The sequence below is a fragment of the Streptomyces sp. NBC_00209 genome (assembly GCF_045206345.1).
Classification (GTDB): domain Bacteria; phylum Actinomycetota; class Actinomycetes; order Streptomycetales; family Streptomycetaceae; genus Streptomyces.
Window position 1 is genome coordinate 6,943,651 of the sequence record NZ_CP108121.1, and the last position, 19,495, is coordinate 6,963,145.

The following is a 19,495-nucleotide window of genomic DNA, read 5'->3' on the forward strand; positions in this document are numbered from 1 at the left end:
CCCTCCAAGCGCTATCGGAGCCCCCCGTGGAACGCGTCGTCCAGTTCACCGGCCCCCGTCAGGTCGAAGTAGCCGAGCACGAGAGCGCTCCGCTGCCCGCCGGGCACCTCCGGGTCCGCACCCGCTACTCGGGCATCTCGGCGGGAACGGAACTCACCGCCTACCGGGGTACGAACCCCTACCTCACGCGCACCTGGGACGCCGAGGCGCGGATCTTCCGCGACGGCGCCGCCGGGATCGAGTACCCGGTCGCCGGCTGGGGCTACTCCGAGGTCGGCGAGGTCACCGAAGTCTCCCCCGAGCTCGTCGGCACGCCCGGAATGCCGGTCGTGGGCGACCTGGTCTGGGGCATCTGGGGCCACCGCAGCGAAGGCATCGTCCCGGCCGAGCGCATGATCGGCCACACCCTGCCCGCTGGTCTCGAACCGCTCGCCGGGGCCTTCGCCCGGGTCGGCGCCATCGGCTACAACGCGATCCTGGCCGCCGACATCCACCTGGGCGAGGACGTCGCCGTCTTCGGCCAAGGCGTCATCGGGCTGCTCACCACCCGCCTCGCCCAGCTCAACGGCGCGCGCGTCACCGCGGTCGACGCCCTCGACGGACGCCTCGCGACGGCTCGCGAGTACGGCGCGAGGCACACCCTCAACGCCCGCACCGACAGCGTCGCCGAACGCATCCGGGAGGCCACCGGAGGGGCGGGCGCCGACGTCGCCATCGAGATCAGCGGGGTCTACCCGGCCCTGCACGAAGCGGTCCGGTCCGTCACCGTCGGTGGCCGGGTCGTCGCCTCCGGCTTCTACCAGGGCGACGGCGCGGGGCTGCGCCTCGGCGACGAGTTCCACCACAACCGGGTGCAGCTGATCTGCTCCCAGATCGGCGGGGTCCCCCCGCAGCTGGCGGGCCGCTGGACCGTCGAGCGGCTCCAGCAGACCTTCCTGTCACTGGTCGCCGAGGGCCAGGTCGATGTGAAGTCCCTGGTCAGCCACGTCGTCCCGGTGGCAGAGGCCGCCGACGCCTACGTGCTGCTCGACCAGACGCCCGCCGACGCACTCCAGGTCGTCCTGGAATTCTGAGCCCGGCCCGCCCGGCTCCGCCCCACCCACCGAATGCAACGAGCGCCCGACGTCGGCGCCGAAAGGCCCCCCATGCTGAAAACCGCCTGCCAGGAACAGCTCCTCCCCGGCGACACGCTCCAGGAGAAGTGGGCCTTCGCCCAGGACGCCGGCTACGACGCCGTGGAGCTGCGGTCCAAGGGCGACTTCCACTTCCGTGACCGGCTGCCGGAGCTCAAGCAGGCCCTCGCCGACGGCGTGGTCATGCCGACCGTCTGCGTCGAGATGCTGCACTTCTTCGCCGCGTTCGACGACGACCTGCGCCGCGACGCGCTGGAACAGCTGAAGTCCCAGCTCTCCGTCGCCGCCGAGATCGGCGCCCTCGGCGTGCAGACCCCCGCGTCGTACGGGATGTTCTCGCGCCGGCTCCCTCCCTTCGAGCCCCCGCGCACCGAGGAGCAGGACCGCGAGGTGCTGCTGGCCGGTCTCTCCGAGCTGGGTGAGCACGCCCACCGGGAGGGTGTCACCCTCTACCTCGAACCGCTGAACCGCTACGAGGACCACATGGTCAACCGGCTGGACCAGGCCGTCGACCTGATCCGCACGGTGGGCCTGGACTCCGTCCGTATCGGCATCGACAGCTACCACATGAACATCGAGGAGGCCGACCCCTCGGCCGCGATCCTGGCCGCCGCTCCCTACCTCGGCCACGCCCAGGTCAGCGACTCCAACCGGTTCCAGCCGGGCGCCGGACACCTCGACTGGCCGGCCTGGATCGGGGCGCTGCACAGCATCGGCTACGACGGTTATCTCGCCGCCGAGTGCCGCCTGACCGGCGACCCGCTCGCGGCGGTGCGGTCCATCCCCGCCTTCCTCCGGAGGTCCGGCGCGTGACCTCGCTGCTCGAAACCCCCGTGCCCGCCGCCGCCGACGACCTGACCCTCCGGCGCGGCGCGGCACGGGTACTCCTCACCAACTGGACCGGCTCCTCCACCGTCCCCTCGCACGGCCTGTATCCGCACCAGTGGAGCTGGGACTCGGCCTTCATCGCGATCGGACTGCGCCACCTGTCGGTGCGCCGCGCCCAGCGCGAGCTGGAGAGCCTGCTGGGCGCCCAGTGGACCGACGGACGCGTCCCCCACATCGTGTTCAGCCCCGAGGTACCCCTCGACGCCTACTTCCCGAGCCCCGATTTCTGGCGCTCCTCCACCGACGGTGCCCCCTCGGGAGCCCCGGCGGGCACCGAGACCTCCGGCATCGTCCAGCCCCCGGTCCACGCCCTCGCCGCCTGGCTCGTCCATCGGGCCGACCCGGAGACCTCCCGCAGCCGCGGCTTCCTGCCGCGAATGTACGACCGGCTGGTGGCCTGGCACGACTACCTCACGGACCGTCGCGACCTCGGAGGCGGCGGCCTGGCGGCCATGGTGCACCCGTGGGAGCCAGGCATGGACAACAGCCCCTGCTGGGACGATCCGCTGCAGCGCGTCGAACCGGCCGCCCCCGGTTCCTACCGGCGCGCCGACCTCGCCCACGGGCAGGCCGCGGAACGCCCCACCGACCTGGACTACGGACGGTACGTCCGGCTCGCCGCCGACTACCGGGACAGCGGCTACTCGGACGCACGAGGCACACACGCCTTCGCCGTCGAGGACCCGTGTGTCAACGCGCTGCTGATCGTCTCGGAGCACGCCCTGGCCCGGATCGCCGCTGAGACCGGCGCGGACCCCACCCCCCACGAGGAGCGGGCGTCCCGCCTGACCGACGCCCTGGTGGAGCGGCTCTGGTCGCCCGCCGACGGCATGTTCCTCGCCCGGGACCTGGTCGCCGACGAGCTGATCCCCGAGCGCAGTGTCGCCGGCCTCGTCCCGCTCATCGTCCCCGGCCTCCCTCAGGACATCGTCGACGCCCTCCTCGATACGGCCGGGGGGAGCGGGTTCCTGCTGGGCCAGGTGCCGATGGCGCCCTCGTACGACCTCACCGGGCACGCCTTCGACCCGTCGCGCTACTGGCGCGGCCCCGCATGGTTCAACACCAACTGGCTCCTGGAGCGGGGGCTGCGCCAGTACGGGCAGGCCCACGCAGCGACCGTACTGCGGGCGGCCATGCTCGACGCGGCGGGCGCCAGTTCCTTCGCCGAGTACGTGGACCCGTTCACGGCCGAGGCCCGCGGCACCCGCGCCTTCGGCTGGACCGCGGCCCTCACCCTCGACCTGCTGGCTGACGACACGGCTTCGCCCGACGCCCATTCGATCGGAGTGCGCACATGAACGACGCGGCTTCCGGAACGGACACCACCCTGGTCCACGCGGGCACCTTCGCCGTCCTCGGGGCCGACGGCGGGGTGGGCGGCCGTCGCGGAACCTCCCCCGACGGGCTGTTCCACCGCGACGCACGGCATCTGAGCCGGTGGACCCTGACCGTCGACGGAGCCACGCCGGAGGTACTGGTGCCGTCGGGCGGTGACGCGTCCGCCCTGTGCGTCCTCACCCCACCAGGCACCCGTGACGAGCCGGCCGCGTACAGCGTCTTTCGTGAACAGGCAGTGTCCGCAGGCGTTCTGACAGAGAGTCTGCGCCTGGTCAACAACCGTCCGGTGCCTGTGGCGGCGCTTCTCTCCCTCGTCGCGGACGCCGACTTCGCGGACCAGTTCGAACTGCGGTCCGACAAGCGCCGCTATGAGAAGGTGGGCGCCCTGCGCACGGCTCGCGCACACGCGAAGGGCGTCACCTTCACGTACGAGCGCGGCGCGTGGCTGTCGCGTACGGCCGTCCGCTCTTCCCCCGCCCCGACCGCGGTCCGGCCGGCCGGCGCGCCGGACACGGCCCACCGGCTGGACTGGAATCTGGAGCTGCCCGCCCACGGCGCGGCCGAACTCCGCATCACCGTAAGCGCGTTCGCCCACGGGGCGGGCGATCCGGACCGGGTCGGCTCCCCGGCCGAGGCCGTTGCGCACCACAGGGCGGACACGGCGGCCTTCACGGCCACCCCGTTGCCCATTCCGGCCGGTGCCCCCGACGGGCTGGCCGACGCGTGCGCCCGCGGGCTGAGCGACCTGGCCGCACTCAGGGTTCCGGCCACCGGCCCGGACGGTGAGCGCGTCCTGGTGCCGGCGGCGGGGATCCCCTGGTTCCTCACGCTCTTCGGGCGGGACTCCCTTTTCACCTCACTCTTCGCGCTGCCGTACCGGCCCGAACTGGCGGAGGGCACCCTGCGCGCCCTCGCGGCGACCCAGGGCACGGAGTACGACACCGGGCGCGGGGAACAGCCGGGGCGCATCGTCCACGAGATCCGGCACGGCGAACTGGCCCACTTCCGCCAGGTCCCGTACGGCCGCTACTACGGCTCCGTCGACGCCACCCCGCTCTTCCTCGTACTCCTGGACAGCTATACGGAGGCGACCGGCGACCGGACCCTCGCAACCCGCCTCGAAGGCCACGCCCGTGCCGCCGTGTCCTGGATGTTCCAGGACGGCGGCCTGGAGAGCAGCGGATACCTGGTCTACTCACCCGACCCGAACGGCCTGGTGAACCAGAACTGGAAGGACTCCGAAGGCGCGATCTGCTTCCTGGACGGCTCCCAGGCCGAGGGCCCGATCGCCGTCGCGGAGGCGCAGGGTTACGCCTACGACGCGCTGGTGCGCACCGCGCGGCTGGCCCGCTCGGTATGGGGCGACGCCGCGTACGCCGACCGCCTCGACCGTGCTGCCGCCGGCCTGCGGGACAGGTTCCAGCGGGACTTCTGGATGCATGGCCCCGCCTTCCCGGCGCTGGCCCTGGACGGCCGCGGTCGGCAGGTCGACTCGCTGGCCTCGGACGCGGGCCACCTGCTGTGGTCCGGAATCCTGGACACGGCGCACGCACAGCGCGTGGGCCGGCGCCTGCTGGAACCGGACTTCTTCTCGGGCTGGGCGATCCGTACCCTGGCGTCCGGTCAGCCCGCATACCACCCCCTCGCGTACCACCGGGGCACCGCCTGGCCGCACGACAACGCGGTCATCCTGCTCGGCCTGGCACGGTACGGCCTGAAGGAGGAGACACGAAAGGTCGCCCTCGGACTGCTCGAAGCGTCCTCCCACCACGGTCACCGGCTGCCCGAGGTCATGGCGGGCTACGCACGATCGCAGCACCCCCGACCGGTGCCCTACCCCCACTCCTGCTCACCACAGGCATGGGCTGCGGCGACGCCCTTGGCCGTGCTCACGGCGTTGCGGATGCCGGCACACTGAACCGCAGGCGCACGACATCGTTCGAGGCTCACCGGCCCGGCAGCCGCCCCGCGGTCGTGCCGTCCGCTCCGACGTTGCACTGGCACCCCCCGAAGGTATGCCGCGGACCGGAAGGGCGTGTCAGGGGTGAAGGGAGTCCACCGAAGCGTGGGCCGACCTGCTGCGCGACTGCCGCCGCCGCGGCATGCGCGACCCCGAGCGGGTGATCGGCGGCGGTGCCAGGGGCCCTTCATGCCAGCCGGCGCCCGTGCGCCCGGACGAGGCCCACTGCGGATCGAATTCGCCCTACCGCATCCGATGAGTATCGCCCGCCTCGACCCCGTACTCGCCGGGCGCACGCCCCTGCGACGTGATGAGTCAAGCCGAAGCGGCCCGAGCGCACGGTAGGTTCGGACTTCGCAGTATGTTCAAATGGCTCTGGCCAAAGCGTTGTTGTATGAACCGAACGTGTCATCGCGCGAAGGAGATCGTGTGTTCCCCAACGGGTCGTTCGAACAGGGAAAGCCGCACCCGGCGCGCGTCTACGACAGCCTCCTCGGCGGCAAGGACAACTACCCGGTGGACCAAGCCGTCGCGGAGGGCATCGCCCAGCGCTGGCCGGAGATCCAGCGCAGTGCGCAGCAGAACCGGGCATGGATGGCGCGCGCCGTACGGCACATGGTGAACGAGGGGGGTGTCACACAGTTCCTGGACATCGGCACTGGCATCCCCACCCGGCCCAACCTGCACGAGATCGCTCAAGGCTTGGTGCCCTCGGCTCGGATCGTCTACGTGGACAACGACCCTGTGGTGCTGCGGCACGCCGAGGCGCTGCTCACCCCGATATCACCAGAGGGCCGCTCGACCTACCTGCAAGCCGACCTGCGTGACCCGCGCGCGGTACTGGAATCGCCTGAGGTGACCGAGACACTCGACATGACACGTCCGGTGGGCCTGGTCCTGGCCGCGATCCTGCACTTCCTCGACGAGGACGAGGACCCGGCGGGCGTCCTGCGGGTTCTCGTGGACGCTCTTCCGGCCGGCTCGTATGTCGCGTTGTCCCATGCCTGCGGTGACGCAGATCCCGTCAGGGCAGCACAGGCATCGGCCTTCTACCGGCAGAACAAAGTCTCCAAGCCCGTGGTGCTGCGCACACAAAAGCAGATCGAGGAGTTCTTCACGGGACTGGAACTGCTGGAACCGGGCGTAGTGACCGTCGACCGCTGGCACCCGGACGCATCGGTGTCCGAGGGACCTGACGACATGGGGTTCCGTGGCGGCCTGGGCCTGAAGCGCGGAGCTGCGTGAGGTGTGAGAGGGCGGTTCGTGAGTCTTTGAGTGGCTTTATCGTCGCCTGATGGTGTGAGTGCGGGGCGGAATCAACCGGTCCGCAGTGGGCTCTGAACGAGCGCCCTGGCAAGCCTTATCCGCCCAGCACCCCACGTCGGCCTCGGCGAGCGCGTCGACGCGGCGATCCGGTCGATCAGCAGTAGGGTGCCGTCCGGAATAATCACGAAGGCGTTCGCCCGTACGGTCTTCATCGCCCCGGCCAGGGGCGGCGCGGCGGCGGCCAGGACGTCGATCACCTCGCGTATGTACCGGTACACGGTAGCGACGCCGATGCCGAACCCGGCAGCGAGCCGCGCGTAGGTGCCAGTAGTCGGCCCCGTTTCGGTCGAGAACGCGTGTGTGCCGGAGCCGGAGGCGGCGGCCGAGGTGCCGTCCGTTGGGGCACCCGCGCGGGCGGGTTCGATCGTGCCGGTGTGGCGGCCCGCGCTGACCGCGGATGTGCCTGCAGTGAACTACCAGCAGATTCTCGCCGCCCTGGCGGAACGTCATACGAAAGAGGACGGGGTGATGACGTGCCAGGAGATCGCCGTCGTACTCGGGCTGGAACCGTGCCCGGCCGGCGTGGAAGGGGTACCGTCGAAGAGGAAGCGCCTTGCGGACCGCGGCTGGGCAGCCGAGCCCGCCCCCGGCCGATTCACCCTCGCCGACGGGCCATCCTGCGGCTCATGAGCATCGAGACAAGGGAAGCTCTCTATGGATTGCCGGCCCCCACTGTGCGTCGTGATCACCGGGCCTTCTGCCGCCGGGAAATCGACGTTGGCGGCCGCCGTCCAGGAGCACGCCCGTGAGCCCCTGCTGCGCTTCGGAGTGGACGAGCTTTACCGAATGGTTCCCGGGCAGTGGGCCGGTGGCGTTGCACATGCCCGATTCGCAGAACGCGGTTTCACCTACCAGGACGTTCCGGCCATGCCTGGGGCGCGCCGAATCAACAATGGTGTGGACGCCATTGCCATGCTCCGCGCGATGAACGCGGGAATCGTGGGAATTCTCAGTGCTGGCGTCGGTGTGATCGTCGACGGCCAGGCGTTCGAGCCCGTCGTCAACGCGGACCTCGAAGGCCGACTCCTCGACTTGCGTGCACGAGGGCTGGCCCGGGTTGCCTTCATCGAGCTCTCGGTCACCGACGAGCCGCTGGCCGACCGCCAGCGCCGCCACGCTCATCCGGTCGGTCTCTCACTGCATCAGAACAGCCTGCCCAAGCAGGCCACCAAACCCGACCTCGTCGTCGAGACGAGCGGCATACCGGCCGCCAAGGTGGCAGCGTTCGTGCGCCGTTGGCTCGACCAGGAGTATCTGGCGGCCTGACCGCGGGCTTACCGGCCTCACCTTGTCTCCGATCGGTGCAGACCGCAACCTGATCAGGCATGATCTGCTCTGTGAACGCGACAACGTTGGCGGGCCCCGGGCCGGTTCACGCTCGCCGACGGGCCGGCCTGCGGCTCATGAGCATGGTCATCGACCACCTGACCATCCACTCGTGGACGGCGGGCAGCGTCTCGTACTCCCGTACCAGGCGGCGCGAGCGGAACAACAACCAGCGCACGCCGCCGGAACGGCGGGGCGAGGTCCGCTCACCCGCCGGATCGGTGGATGGAGTTCCTCCGTTCTCCTGATGGCCGGGGCCAAGTGCAGCGTGCGTGAAACGCCACGTGCCGTGTTTGCGGCTCCGTCGCCGGCACCGCTGGAGCGCAAAGCGGCTGCGGGCGGCACACGGTCTCACGCCGGAGTAGTTCTGAACGTATTGCAGATCGGTGATTGTGACGTACTGTCACGATGCTGCCGAACCAGTGTTCCCACCCGAATGATGGCGGGAGCGTTACTTGACGCCCCATGGAGGCTTTGTGGCTAAGATCCCCGGCCCGTCCCGCACACGTATAGCCGCTCGTGCTGCGGCCGCGGCGCTCGCTGCTGTCCTTGTTGCCGCAGGCACTTCTGCGGTCGCGGCCGATATTCCGAAGCCGTCCGACCGTGCACAGTCGCACCCGTCTGCGGCAGCGGCGGCGACCGCAGTACCGACCCCTCAGTTCAACCTGTGCGGCATCCATCCGAGTCTGTTCCGCGTGTGCTGGTCACCGACGTACGAGGGTGACGGCCTAGTTTCCGACAGCAGTGAGGAACGTGGCTGGAGCGGAATCCGTGCAGTGGTCAAGGTGGATCACACGGGTGACGGCCGGGCCGACGGGATCTACACCTTCGGGACATCCGGCAGTGTCAACTACCGCCCGCCGAGCGAGTTGTGGGGCGATGACGTCGGCTATGGCTGGGATATCTACAACATGACGTTCTCGCCGGGCAACCTCGGCGGTGACGTGCCCAGTGACATCCTCGCCCGTGACGCGAAGGGCGACCTCTACCTCTACCTGGGGTACCCGAGCGGGAAGCTGGCCAAGCGCGCCAAGGTGGGCTACGGCTTCGACATCTACACCGCCTTCGCCGGCAACGGCGACCTGGACGGTGACGGCAGGAACGACTTCGTCGCCCGCGACAAGTCCGGCGTCCTGTGGCTCTACAAGGGCACCGGCGACGCCGCCGCCCCGTACGCCAAGCGCACCAAGATCGGGAGCGGCTGGAACCAGTACAACTGGCTCATCTCCACCGGCGACGTCAACAAGCACGGCCGAACCGACCTCTTCGCCCGCGACACGGCGGGTGTGCTGTGGCAGTACGCAGGAACCGGTAATGCCGCCGCCCCGTACAAGCCCAAGACAAAGGTCAACGGCGGTCCGCAGGGCGACAGCAGAGGCTGGAACGTGTACTCCTTCCTCTACTGAACGCCCTGCCGGCTCCGGCACCTGTAGAGCCGGCCACATCCCCGTTGTTGGGATGTGGCCGGCTCTCCCCACCTACGACGCGCTGGCGGCTGTACCGAAAGCCCGCCACTGCGCCGTGTCTGTGCCGGCGGTCGCTGAGGCTGTCGGTCCTCCTGCGCACGCGCCCGTTCTGATCGACCACCCCTGGCGGTGTGCCGGCGGCACGGGCGGAGCCGCGCCGCCGCGCCCGGACCTCTGTCCGTCGACGTGATGAGCGATCGGGTGAGTCGCCCGGCTGGTTGTCGCCGCGGCAGGAGACGGTCCTGCCGTGGTGTGGGAGTGGATCGTCGAGCACGTTGCCTGCTCATTTTGTGCACCATCGGCTGATGAGCAGCATCGGACTGTGAGAGCCCGTTCGGGTGTGGTGAAGGCACCGCGCACAAGGAGGCCCTCCGGCGGCTGCGGGGAGCCTCACCTCGCTTCCCGCGGAGAAAGGTCCGTGGGGGTGCGGACGTTGTGGGGCGCCGCTCTCCTGGGCGCCCCACAACGGATATGCCGCCTTCTACGTGTGACTGCCTGGCCGGGGACCCGCCCACCGATGGGCACGGCCAACCTCCTCAGGCGAGCCGGCCGTTTTGACGACGCCGCCGATGAACTGCGAGCCCTGGGCACGATCAAGGCGCGCGAGGAGAACGGGTACTCCCTGGAGCCACCCTTTTAGGGATTGCCCTCGCTTCACGCTTGCATAAGGAGTGAGGCGAGATCGAGTCGAGGCCGACCCATCGATGTCCGGGGCAGCAACGGCTGTATGAAGTCCCACGAGGGCGAGCGGCGGTTCTTCTCGGCGCTGAGCACCGCGGTGGGCACCGGCCCGGATGATCACCCCGGGTACCCGCTCGTCAGGAGGCTCGCCGGTGAGTGTCGGCGGCGCCCCATGCCTGCTCCTTCAGCTCCATCCGGGCGACCGGCCCGTCAGTGACCTGCTTCCCGTACGGATCCCGGGTGATCCGGGTGGACAGCCGAAGCAGACGCCTGCGCAACGGTGCGACCTGTTCGGCCGGCGCCTCCGCCAGGCGCCCATGGGTCGCGTACCAGTCGATCTGTGCCTGCAAAAGCCCCTCGCAGGACGGTGGCACGACGAACGGCCGTTCCTCTCTACTCTGTCCAGATGTTTACTCCGATTGAACTCGTCATCTTCGACTGCGACGGCGTGCTCGTCGACAGCGAACGCATAGCCGTGCGCGTCTACGTCGCTCTGGGCGCCGAGCTGGGCTGGCCGTTGACCGAAGCCGAGGTGATCGAAAAGTTCATCGGCCGGTCAATCACGTCCAACTTTAAGCAAATCACTTCCCGAGTGGGGTCGAGCCGGGCCGCTCTCTGGCAGGAGAGGTTCGGGCAACTCCACCGCGCGGCCGTCGACACCGAACTCGCCCCGGTCAACGGCATCCTCGAAGCCCTCGATACCCTCACGCTTCCCAGCTGCGTCGCTTCAGGCGGCCACCACGACACGATGCGCCACACCCTGGGCCACACCGGGATCTACCCATACTTCGAAGGCCGGATCTTCAGCGCCAGCGAGGTCACTCACGGCAAACCGGCCCCCGACCTGTTTCTGCATGCCGCCAAGGAGATGGGCGTCAACCCTTCGGCTTGCATTGTCGTCGAGGACAGCAAATACGGGGTCCAGGCAGCCCGAGCGGCCGGCATGCGCGCCCTTGGATACGCCGGTGGACTCACCCCCGCGCAGTGGCTCGAAGGACCGAACACCACGGTCTTCGACGACATGCGCGAGCTCCCGAGACTCCTCGCAGAAGTCTGACCGGCCGGGCCCATCGTCGGCCAGTCGCTCAGGCGGCGTGCGCGTCGGCGAAGGCCGGGAGCTGCCAGTCGCCGCCGCGGTCCTTCTTCGACATGCGGGCGACCATGTCGGGGATGTGAAGGAAGCAGGCCAGCGCGGTGACGCTCTGGAAGGCGCTGATGGCGTGCTTGCTGAGGGGCATGCCCACGTGCAGGATACGGGGGTTGACCTCTCCCTGGATCTCATCGACGAAGGGCCGCAGGACCTGTTCGTAGTTCGCCAGCGCGGCCGGCAGGTCGGCCGGGTTGCGGTTGATCTCCCCGGCCAGGACGTAGGCACCGACCAGGCCGCCGGAGATGCCCATGCCGCTGTAGGGGGAGGCGCAGTGCGCGGCATCCCCGGCCAGGACCACCCGCCCCTTGGACCAGCTGTCGATGCGGACCTGGGCGATCTCCTGGGAGTAGAAGAACGGGCTGTCCTTCATCCCCGTGACGAACCGCTCGGTCTGCCAGCCGGCGTCCTTGAACCGCTCGGCCCAGAACGTCTGCTGCTGCTCGACGGGAGCGCGATGGACCGCGGACGCTTCCGCCGACTCCTCGCGCATCACGAAGTACACCTGGGTCTCGGTCGCGTTGTGGCTTCGCCGCATGATCTGCCGCCCGCCCGGGACCATGTAGGTGTCGCGAATGTTGGTGTCGGAGGCGATCCGCGGCACGAACCAGTACGCCATGTGGATACCCACGCGCCAGTACGGATCGAAGCCCTGCGGCAGCAGCGCCCTGCGGGTTCGCGAGCCCTGCCCGTCTGCGCCGATCAACAGGTCGTACTCGCCCGAGGTCCCGTCAGAGAAGTGCGCGGTGACCCGGTCGGAGTGCTGGTCGAAGCCGTCAACGCTCATACCGAAGACGTACTCGGCGTCGTCCTTCGTCGCCTCGTGCAGGATGCGCACCAGGTCACCGCGCATGATCTCGTATTCCGAGGTCAGGGTCTGACGGCCCTTGCCGGAGGTGTTGGCCATGATCGTCGCCTTCGGCTTCCCGCGGGAATCGACGAACGCCACACCCGCCTCGTCCACCAGCCGACTGCGTACCTCCCGAAGCAGCCCCATGCGCTCCACCGCCTCGATGCCCTGCCCTCGCAGATCCACCTGCGCCCCCGAGGCGCGTAGCGCCGGGGACCGCTCGACGACCGTCACCGCGTGCCCACCGCGCGTGAGCCAGAAGGCCAGCGCCTGCCCCGCAACACCGCCCCCGGCCACCAGGATCCGCAGGGAAGGCTTCGCGATCTTGTTCGTCATGATCCGCACTCCAAAATCTATCGGCGATCGATTCTGCCTTTCCAGATTCTTCTATCACCGATAGATTGTCAACGTGACGAAGATGAACCGTGAGACCGCCGTCGCCGAGGCGCTGGACCTGCTGGACGAAGTGGGCCTGGAAAACGTCAGCACCCGGCGACTGGCCAAACGCCTGGGCGTGGAGCAGCCGTCGCTCTACTACCACTTCAAGACCAAGAAGGACCTGCTGGCCGCGATGGCGGAGGCGGCCATGGCCCCGCACGCCCACGCCGCCCTGCCGGAGCCCGGGGACGACTGGCGTAGCTGGTTCCTGGACAACTCGCGCAGCTTCCGCCACACCCTGCTGCTGCGCCGCGACGGCGCCCGCCTGCACGCCGGCAGCACGCCGACCGGCGATCTGGACCGGATCCGTCGGAAGATGACCTTCCTGATCGCCTCCGGTGTGCCCGAGCGGCAGGCACAGATGGCGATGCTGGCCGCCGGCCGCTTCACCGTCGGATGCGTCCTGGAGGAGCAGGCCGACGCCAACGCGCCGAATCCGGAGAACCTGCCGGAAGATGTCCCCGCACTCGATGACGAGGCGGCCTTCGAGGCGGGCCTCGCACTCATCCTCGGCGGCCTCGAACAGCACACCGCTGCTCCCGACGCCGCTCACTGACCGCCGACGGGCGAGGGCAGGCGTCCGTGCGACCTCTGTGGTCATCCGGTCGTGATCGACTCGGTCGACGAGCGTGACTGCCCAGTGTGCGGCGAGGCTGCTGAATACCAGCCCGCTGCGGCTGGCCGAGATTCGTAAAGGTGCGGTCGCGGAGCATCGCGAAGAGAACATCGGCTCGGCGTCGGGCGAGACAGAGCAGGCCGAGTCGCTGAAGCGTCCGTGCGGACCGCTCGCGCACCAGCATCGTTGTACGGCGGCCGGTTGCTCAAATGGTTGCCCTGCTGGTGGAGGTGCAGGGAGTCGAGTGCTTGTTGGGATCCAGGCACTGTTTCTCGGATCTCCCGACGTGGGCTGGGTGTTGAGGTCAGGCTGGCTTCATGGGTCGTGGGGGCAGTTCGCGCCCACCAGTACGCCGCCGGCGCGAGGAAGGCTCCTCCGGCCGCCGTTCCTCAAAAGGGGGCCGAGCGGGTGACGAACCGGATCGATCCGATACTGCGGAAGCCGGCCGTCCGGCTGGAGGAGGTGGTGGTATCGGCGAGTGTCTGGGACGTTCTCGACGCGGATTCACCACCAGGATCCATCGTGCCGCAGAGGGGCGATGCCGGCCCCTCGCTGCGACGACGCGGTATCCCGCACACGATTCCTGAAGGTACCGTCACGCTCGCAGCACTCGCCTTCTGGCTCGGAACATGATCCGAGAAACGGCGCCCAAGCGTCTCGCGCCGCTGGTGAGCGGTTTGCGGGGTGTCGGCCGCCGGACCGGACGGAAGTCTTCCCACAGGTAACGCCCCCGGTCCGGCCGAAGGCGCTGTGGCGGATGCTCTACGAGACCTGCGCGCGGGCCGATGAGATCCTCGGGGTGAATATTGAGGACCTCGGCCTGCCGGGGCGCCGGGCGCCGGTGAAGGCCAAGGGCGTCGCCGGGGTGCCCGGGCGCGGGAGGACTTCGTGCTGGAGACGTTCTACCGGGACGCCGGCACTGCCAGGCTGCTGCCCCGGGTGCTGGGCGGCCGCACCCGCGGCCCGGTCTTCGTCGCCCACCGCCGCCCCGGCACCCCGAGACGGTGCTCGCGCCGCGCGACGTCTGCCCGGACACCTGGCTCGCCCGGCTATCGTGCGGGCAGGCCCGCGCGCTGCTCGACCAGCACACCGCCGTCGCTGGCGCGGGCTGCACCGGCTGGGACCTGCACGAGTGGCGGCACTCCGGCCTCACGCACCTCGGTGAACAGGGCGCGTCACTGCTGATGCTCATGGCCAAGTCCCGGCACCGTAAGGCGGAGAACGTCCGCCGTTACTTCAAGCCGTCGCCGGAGGCGATCAGCGAGGTGACCGGCCTGCTCGTCCCCGGCGACGCCCGGCGCTGACCGAGGGGAATCCGCGTGATCCACCTTCCACCCCACCGCACCAAGGGGCCGGGCGGCGTCGGCGTGTCCCGCCCAGACACCGAGGACCGCCACCACTTCTCTGCACTTCGCAACCCGCTCGTCGGCGAGTTCTGGACGACAACGCCGGAACCGGGGCGTGCCGAATCGGCGTCCAGCGTCAGGACAACGCCCGTGCGATATGCCGAGATGACAAGACGGAGACCGCAGCATGACTGCCGCCGAAAACCGTGCCCAGCCCGCACCTCCGGCCCCGGCGAACGACTATGACAGCTTCGCCGAGGCGTACTCGGCGGACAACGAGACAAGCCTGCTGAACGCCTACTACGAGCGACCCGCGATGCTGTCCCTCGCCGGAGACGTGGCCGGCCGCCGGATCCTCGACGCCGGCTGCGGCTCTGGCCCCCTGTTCGCTGCGCTGCGCGATCGGGGTGCTCTCGTCACCGGCCTCGACTCCAGTGCCGGGATGGTGGAGCTGGCACGGCGGCGTCTGGGTGCGGACGCGGATTTGCACGTGACCGATCTGAGCAACCCGCTGCCATTCACCGACGGTGCGTTCGATGACGTCCTCGCCTCGCTGGTGCTGCACTACCTGAAGGACTGGGGACCGACGCTGGCCGAGATACGGCGAGTGCTCAGGGCCGGCGGCCGACTGATCGCATCGGTGCAGCACCCTTTCGTGGACTACGCGACCCAGGATCCTCGGCCCGACTATCACGCGACCACCAACTACACCCAGGAATGGACCCACCTGGTAGGGCAGGCCGCCCAGATGAGCTTCTGGCGCAGGCCGCTGCACGCGATGACCGACGCCTTCACTGCGGCTGGCTTCCGCCTGGCCGTGATCAGCGAGCCACAGCCCGATCCGGCCGCCCGAGAACTTTATCCCGACGACTTCCAGGACCTCTCGACTAAAATGTGTTTCCTGCTCTTCGTTCTGGAGGCACCCCCGGCTACCGGCTCGGCCGAGTAACAAGCACCTGCGGTCGGCTGGGTGGAGACGTGCTCCACCCAGCCGACCACAAGCCCTCTGGTGTTGCCGAAACTCGGTTCTGCTCGGGCCGGTGGTTATCGAGGGTTCGGTTCGAGATTCAGCATGTTGCCGCTGGGTGGGACCTTCTTGAGATCGATGTGACGCGGCTGCGTTGTCAGTGCAGCCTCGTATGTTGTCCCGATGAATCAGAAGGTGGTCGACGAGCGGACCGTCGAAGCTGCGGTGAACGACGCTGAACAGGCGATAGCCGAGTTCGACGGGGCCTGCCGGTGGCTGACTGCTGCGCGGCAGGGACCGATGGAGCCTCTTGGAGCCGAGGTCTGGGTGTTCGACAAGGATCTTGCCCGGGTGGTGTTGGTGAAGCACCGTTGGCGGGGTTGGGTGCCTCCGGGCGGGATGGTCGAGGCCGGGGAGACACCGCGAGAGGGCGCCATCCGGGAGCTTTTCGAGGAGACGGGCCTTCGGGTGGAACCGCTGCCTGAGCCGGCAGCGGTTGCGGTTCGCTCCTATCACCCGGACTTGCCGGTCACGCTCGGGCTGTCGTATGCCGCCGTCGTTGATGCGGCGGCCTCGTTCGTTCCGGAGGCCGGGCAGCCAGTGGCTTGGAAGAGGTTGGACGAGGGATGGGAGAGCTTTTTTCCCGATGATCTATCCCGGATCCGTCAGCATGCCGCCTGGTTGGCAGATCGGGTGGGCCGTCACTGAAGGGCTGTTGCGGTTCCTCCGCGGCGGGCGAGTTCGCGGCGAAGATCGAGACTCTCGCCGTGGGCTTGTTCGAGCGCGTCTCGCAGAGCCTGTACTTCCTCGCGGTGCCGCTTCTTCAGGCGGGTGATCTGGCTGGTCAGCGCGAGGACGAGGGTGCTCTGCGCGTCGGCCGCAGGCGCCGGTGCGGGAACGGGCCGGGCTTGGGCCCGGAGTCGTTCGATGCGTCCTCGCAGGTCGGGGTGGTTATAGAGGAACGCGTGAGAGACGGCGGCCTCGCGCTGAACGGCCTGGAACGTGATCGGCTCACCGCGTTTGACCAGGGTGCGGATTGCCTTCTCTGCCGCAGCGGTCTTGGCCTGGGACTTGGCCTTCGGTGACGGTCGAGGTCGAGGTCGAGGGTGAGCGGGGCGGGGTCGGCGGGGGTGGCGCCGCAGCCGGCGCCCTGGACGGCGCGTCCGGACTTGGAGCGGAGGGTGTCCAGCAGCTTCGTGAGAGCCGCGTGCTCAGCCCGTCGTTGAAACAGCCACACGTTGTCCTCGGGCATCGGGCGTCCGTGCCGTTCCTGGAAGGCGGTGGTGTGGCGGTTGATCAGGGCCTCGGTCTCGGCCAACTGCCGTTTCAGAGAGCGCTGATGAGAGGCGTAGGTGACGAAAACCGAGCAGGTGCTGTCCCGCCTTCAGGTCCAGGACGCCACCCAGGCGGACGACCTCACCGCAGTGCAGTTGCTGAGCGACGCCGGTGGCATCAAGGCCGTCTGAGCTTGATGCTTGCCGCATGGGCCGCACCTGCGCGGCGAGCTGCACACGGAGGAGCCCGGACGTGCAAAAACGGGTCGCCACGAGACCGGCCGCGCCAGCAACGGCCGGATCGTGCTGTCAGTCTTCGGGGAGCCGCATCGATGCGGGCTTCAGTCCGTCCAGGGTGAGGTCGAGGAGGCGTTCGGCCTGCTCTCGCTGCTCCGGCTTGGCCGAGGTGAGGGCGATACCGGCGAGGGCAGCGAACATGTCGGTCGCACTGATGTCGGAGCGGATCGTGCCGGCGGCTGTATTGGCATCCATGAGGGAGGAGAGGGCGGCCTGAATCATCTTGTGACTGTCGGCGTACGGGTTGGATCCCGAGGTGACGACGGCTCGCAGGGCTTCGGCCATCCCGAGTTTGGCGGTGGCGTAGTCGATGAAGCGGCGAGTCCAGGCTCGCAGGGCCTCCGGCGCCGGCATCGCCGCAAGGAGGCCGGGGACGGCTTCGCACAGCCGGGCCACTTCGTTGCGGTACGCCGCCTCGATCAGAGCTTCCCTGGTCGGGAAGTTGCGGTAGAGGGTGCCGGTTCCCACGCCTGCTTCTCTGGCGATGCGCTCGAAGTGCGCGTCCAGTCCCTCCTCGGTGAACACGCGCACCGCGGCGGCCAGGATCTTGTCCCGGTTTCGCTGTGCGTCAGCCCTCAGCGGGCGTCCTGCATCGCGGGCCGTCAATGGCTCTCTCCTGTCTCTAGTTGCTAAGTGGAGGCACCGCCACTTATTCTCGGATGAAGTGGCGGTGCCCCCACTTTCACCGTAGGGCATGGCCGCCCCCCTCTCCTCCGCCGGAAGGACTGTTCATCATGTCGGGAATCGAAGGCAAAGTCGTGGCGATCACGGGTGCCGGCAGCGGCATCGGTGAGGCGACCGCGCTCCTGCTCGCCGCGCGCGGAGCGAAGATCGTCCTGGGGGCGCGCCGTTCGGAGCGTCTTGAGGCCCTGGCCGCCCGTATCGAGAAGGCTGGCGGTGAAGCTGCCTGGGCCCGCACGGACGTGACGCGACGCGAGGATCTTTCCGGCCTCGTCAAGCTGGCAGGCGATCGGTACGGCAAGCTCGACGTCCTCGTCAGCAATGCCGGGGTCTGTCTGCTCTCCCGTCTGGATGACCTGCGCGTCGAGGACTGGGAGGAGATGATCGACGTCAACCTCAAAGGGGTGCTGTACGGGATCGCCGCGGCCCTTCCCGTCTTCAGGGAGCAGGGCTCCGGGCACTTCGTCAACACCGTGTCCACCGCCGGACTGCGCATCGTGCCGCTCCAGTCGGTGTACGCCGGCACGAAGAACGCTGTGCGCACCATCTCCGAGGGCCTGCGCCAGGAGGCCGGCGACAGCCTGCGCGTGACCGTCGTCTCGCCCGGCGTCGTCCGCACGGACTTCGCGGAGCGCATGGATTCCGCTGTGAAGGACCAGATCGACAAGATGATGGAGATCGGCCTTTCGCCGGATGCGGTGGCCCGCGCCATCGCCTTCGCCATCGAACAGCCGGACGGCGTCGACGTAGGCGACATCGTGGTTCGACCCACCGCCCAGGGATAGACCTGCGCAGCCACGCATCGCGAGCGCAGCCGCGATCCGCCTACCGCCAAGGACGGTCGGCATCGTCTGAAAGTACGCCCGGGCGGCAGTACGCTGGCCAGGCGCACAGTGTTGAGCTGCTGCCCGATGAGGGAACCGACCGGGTCGTGATCTGCCCGTGGCCCAACGGACACGTTCAAGCGGTCGGCACGGACGACGCGGGATGCCGCCAGTACCGACCGCCTCACCTTTCAACGGCACCATCATCGAAACCGGCACCGACTCCTACCGCCTCGCCAGCACCCGGGCACGTGCTGAACCCGCCGAGGCGGGCTGAAGGGCGATGCGTCCCAGTCGCTCAAGGCGAAAGGGAGTCTGCCCCGCCGTTCTGATGACACCAGGTAAGCAACCTAATCTGGCGGCCCTTGACCTCAAGCGTGACGGGCTCGTCGTCGGTGAGCTGGAAACCAGTCGCGCGGGCGACAGCCACGCTTGGACAGTTCCCCGGTTCAATGCGCAGCAGCACTCGCCTTACGCCCCGCTGGCGATGGGCATAGTCAGCCGCCAGCCCGACGGCTCGTGAGGCAAGGCCCTGCCGCCGGTGTTGGCTGCCGACGCCGTAAGCGAGCTCGACGTCACGCGCGTCGAGCTCGTTGCGAAAGAGGAGGACCTCACCACGCGGCTGCTTCCCGTCGGTAGTGATCGCCAACTGCGCCTTCTTGCGGCCGTCCTCGCGGCCTTCGTGGGCCTTGGCCAGGTATTCACTTGCCGCCGTGGAGTCGAACGGTGAGGGCACCGGAGTCCATCGGTCGATCTCGGGGTCGTCATAGAGCTCAACCAGCGCGGCCAGGTCGGTCTCGGCCCACTCTCTCAGCAGTATCCCGTCTCCTGATAACCGAATGCTTGACGGCAGAACGATCTCATGTTGGCTGGACATGTGCCCGATCTTGCCCGGCAAGAGCGCCGAACTCCAGAGCCAGCAAGCCCGCCGGGCAGG

Annotated in this window: 19 protein-coding genes and 4 pseudogenes; 17 read left to right on the forward strand and 6 right to left on the reverse strand. The window is 68.9% G+C overall.

The window, feature by feature from the left end; translation table 11 throughout:
* The first annotated feature begins 26 nt into the window (after window positions 1-26).
* The 5 genes from OG867_RS31410 (at window position 27) to OG867_RS31430 (ending at window position 6,564) form a co-directional block, all read left to right on the forward strand.
* Window positions 27-1,073 carry a zinc-binding alcohol dehydrogenase gene (locus tag OG867_RS31410; protein ID WP_406290563.1) on the forward strand — a complete coding sequence of 349 codons (1,047 nt, stop codon included), beginning with the start codon at window positions 27-29 and terminating at the stop codon, window positions 1,071-1,073.
* Between the two features lie 72 nt (window positions 1,074-1,145).
* The gene (locus OG867_RS31415) at window positions 1,146-1,946 is read left to right on the forward strand and encodes a sugar phosphate isomerase/epimerase family protein (protein ID WP_328898593.1); all 801 of its coding nucleotides are present in this window, start codon (window positions 1,146-1,148) and stop codon (window positions 1,944-1,946) included.
* Window positions 1,943-3,319, forward strand: a complete 1,377-nt coding sequence (locus OG867_RS31420) for an MGH1-like glycoside hydrolase domain-containing protein (RefSeq protein ID WP_328898592.1) — start codon at window positions 1,943-1,945, stop codon at window positions 3,317-3,319. Before OG867_RS31415 ends, OG867_RS31420 begins: the two co-directional genes overlap by 4 nt.
* Window positions 3,316-5,277, forward strand: coding sequence for a glycogen debranching N-terminal domain-containing protein (locus OG867_RS31425; protein WP_406290566.1), 1,962 nt, complete (start codon window positions 3,316-3,318; stop codon window positions 5,275-5,277). The genes OG867_RS31420 and OG867_RS31425 overlap by 4 nt, the downstream gene beginning before the upstream one ends.
* Window positions 5,278-5,748: 471 nt before the next feature.
* Window positions 5,749-6,564: an SAM-dependent methyltransferase gene (locus OG867_RS31430; protein ID WP_406291249.1), complete on the forward strand. Its 816-nt coding sequence runs from the start codon at window positions 5,749-5,751 to the stop codon at window positions 6,562-6,564.
* A gap of 158 nt (window positions 6,565-6,722) precedes the next feature.
* Here OG867_RS31430 and OG867_RS31435 read toward each other — a convergent pair.
* A pseudogene (locus OG867_RS31435) lies at window positions 6,723-6,908 on the reverse strand (transposase family protein); the annotation flags it as partial.
* A gap of 37 nt (window positions 6,909-6,945) precedes the next feature.
* Here OG867_RS31435 and OG867_RS31440 point away from each other — a divergent pair.
* The 4 genes from OG867_RS31440 (at window position 6,946) to OG867_RS31455 (ending at window position 9,377) form a co-directional block, all read left to right on the forward strand.
* Complete coding sequence (locus OG867_RS31440) at window positions 6,946-7,275, forward strand: hypothetical protein (protein WP_406290568.1); 330 nt, start codon at window positions 6,946-6,948, stop codon at window positions 7,273-7,275.
* Between the two features lie 51 nt (window positions 7,276-7,326).
* Window positions 7,327-7,911: a chloramphenicol phosphotransferase gene (locus OG867_RS31445; RefSeq protein WP_406290570.1), complete on the forward strand. Its 585-nt coding sequence runs from the start codon at window positions 7,327-7,329 to the stop codon at window positions 7,909-7,911.
* A 137-nt stretch (window positions 7,912-8,048) separates the two neighbouring features.
* The gene (locus OG867_RS31450) at window positions 8,049-8,219 is read left to right on the forward strand and encodes a hypothetical protein (protein WP_406290572.1); all 171 of its coding nucleotides are present in this window, start codon (window positions 8,049-8,051) and stop codon (window positions 8,217-8,219) included.
* Window positions 8,220-8,756: 537 nt separating this feature from the next.
* Complete coding sequence (locus tag OG867_RS31455) at window positions 8,757-9,377, forward strand: FG-GAP repeat domain-containing protein (protein WP_406290574.1); 621 nt, start codon at window positions 8,757-8,759, stop codon at window positions 9,375-9,377.
* An 878-nt stretch (window positions 9,378-10,255) separates the two neighbouring features.
* Here the strand turns inward: OG867_RS31455 and OG867_RS31460 are convergent.
* Window positions 10,256-10,468, reverse strand: a complete 213-nt coding sequence (locus tag OG867_RS31460) for a hypothetical protein (protein ID WP_406290576.1) — start codon at window positions 10,466-10,468, stop codon at window positions 10,256-10,258.
* A gap of 56 nt (window positions 10,469-10,524) precedes the next feature.
* Between OG867_RS31460 and OG867_RS31465 the strand changes: the two genes are divergently transcribed.
* Window positions 10,525-11,175, forward strand: coding sequence for an HAD family hydrolase (locus tag OG867_RS31465; protein ID WP_406290578.1), 651 nt, complete (start codon window positions 10,525-10,527; stop codon window positions 11,173-11,175).
* Between the two features lie 28 nt (window positions 11,176-11,203).
* Here OG867_RS31465 and OG867_RS31470 read toward each other — a convergent pair whose 3' ends face one another.
* Window positions 11,204-12,451 carry an FAD-dependent monooxygenase gene (locus tag OG867_RS31470; protein ID WP_406290580.1) on the reverse strand — a complete coding sequence of 416 codons (1,248 nt, stop codon included), beginning with the start codon at window positions 12,449-12,451 and terminating at the stop codon, window positions 11,204-11,206.
* A gap of 82 nt (window positions 12,452-12,533) precedes the next feature.
* Between OG867_RS31470 and OG867_RS31475 the strand changes: the two genes are divergently transcribed.
* The 5 genes and pseudogenes from OG867_RS31475 to OG867_RS31495 all read left to right on the forward strand — a co-directional run bounded on the left by OG867_RS31475 (window position 12,534) and on the right by OG867_RS31495 (window position 16,190).
* Window positions 12,534-13,109, forward strand: coding sequence for a TetR/AcrR family transcriptional regulator C-terminal domain-containing protein (locus OG867_RS31475; protein WP_406291252.1), 576 nt, complete (start codon window positions 12,534-12,536; stop codon window positions 13,107-13,109).
* Between the two features lie 393 nt (window positions 13,110-13,502).
* Window positions 13,503-13,726 (forward strand): annotated as a pseudogene (locus OG867_RS31480) (hypothetical protein); the annotation flags it as partial.
* A gap of 176 nt (window positions 13,727-13,902) precedes the next feature.
* Window positions 13,903-14,473: pseudogene (locus tag OG867_RS31485) on the forward strand (site-specific integrase); the annotation flags it as partial.
* Between the two features lie 229 nt (window positions 14,474-14,702).
* Window positions 14,703-15,464, forward strand: a complete 762-nt coding sequence (locus OG867_RS31490; RefSeq protein ID WP_406290582.1) for a class I SAM-dependent methyltransferase — start codon at window positions 14,703-14,705, stop codon at window positions 15,462-15,464.
* Window positions 15,465-15,665: 201 nt separating this feature from the next.
* Window positions 15,666-16,190 (forward strand): NUDIX domain-containing protein, encoded by a 525-nt coding sequence (locus OG867_RS31495; RefSeq protein WP_406290584.1) that lies wholly within the window; start codon window positions 15,666-15,668, stop codon window positions 16,188-16,190.
* Here the strand turns inward: OG867_RS31495 and OG867_RS31500 are convergent.
* Window positions 16,184-16,624: a DUF6262 family protein gene (locus tag OG867_RS31500; RefSeq protein ID WP_406291255.1), complete on the reverse strand. Its 441-nt coding sequence runs from the start codon at window positions 16,622-16,624 to the stop codon at window positions 16,184-16,186. The genes OG867_RS31495 and OG867_RS31500 overlap by 7 nt on opposite strands.
* A 441-nt stretch (window positions 16,625-17,065) precedes the next feature.
* Window positions 17,066-17,659 (reverse strand): TetR/AcrR family transcriptional regulator, encoded by a 594-nt coding sequence (locus OG867_RS31505; RefSeq protein WP_406290586.1) that lies wholly within the window; start codon window positions 17,657-17,659, stop codon window positions 17,066-17,068.
* 128 nt (window positions 17,660-17,787) lie between these two features.
* On the opposite strand from OG867_RS31505, the gene OG867_RS31510 reads away from it, so the two are divergent.
* Entirely contained in the window at window positions 17,788-18,519 is a 732-nt protein-coding gene (locus OG867_RS31510) for an SDR family oxidoreductase (protein ID WP_406290588.1), read from the forward strand.
* 204 nt (window positions 18,520-18,723) lie between these two features.
* Window positions 18,724-18,835, forward strand: a pseudogene (locus OG867_RS31515) (AAA family ATPase); the annotation flags it as partial.
* A 21-nt stretch (window positions 18,836-18,856) separates the two neighbouring features.
* Here the strand turns inward: OG867_RS31515 and OG867_RS31520 are convergent.
* Window positions 18,857-19,435: a GNAT family N-acetyltransferase gene (locus OG867_RS31520; protein ID WP_406290590.1), complete on the reverse strand. Its 579-nt coding sequence runs from the start codon at window positions 19,433-19,435 to the stop codon at window positions 18,857-18,859.
* Between the last annotated feature and the right edge of the window lie 60 nt (window positions 19,436-19,495).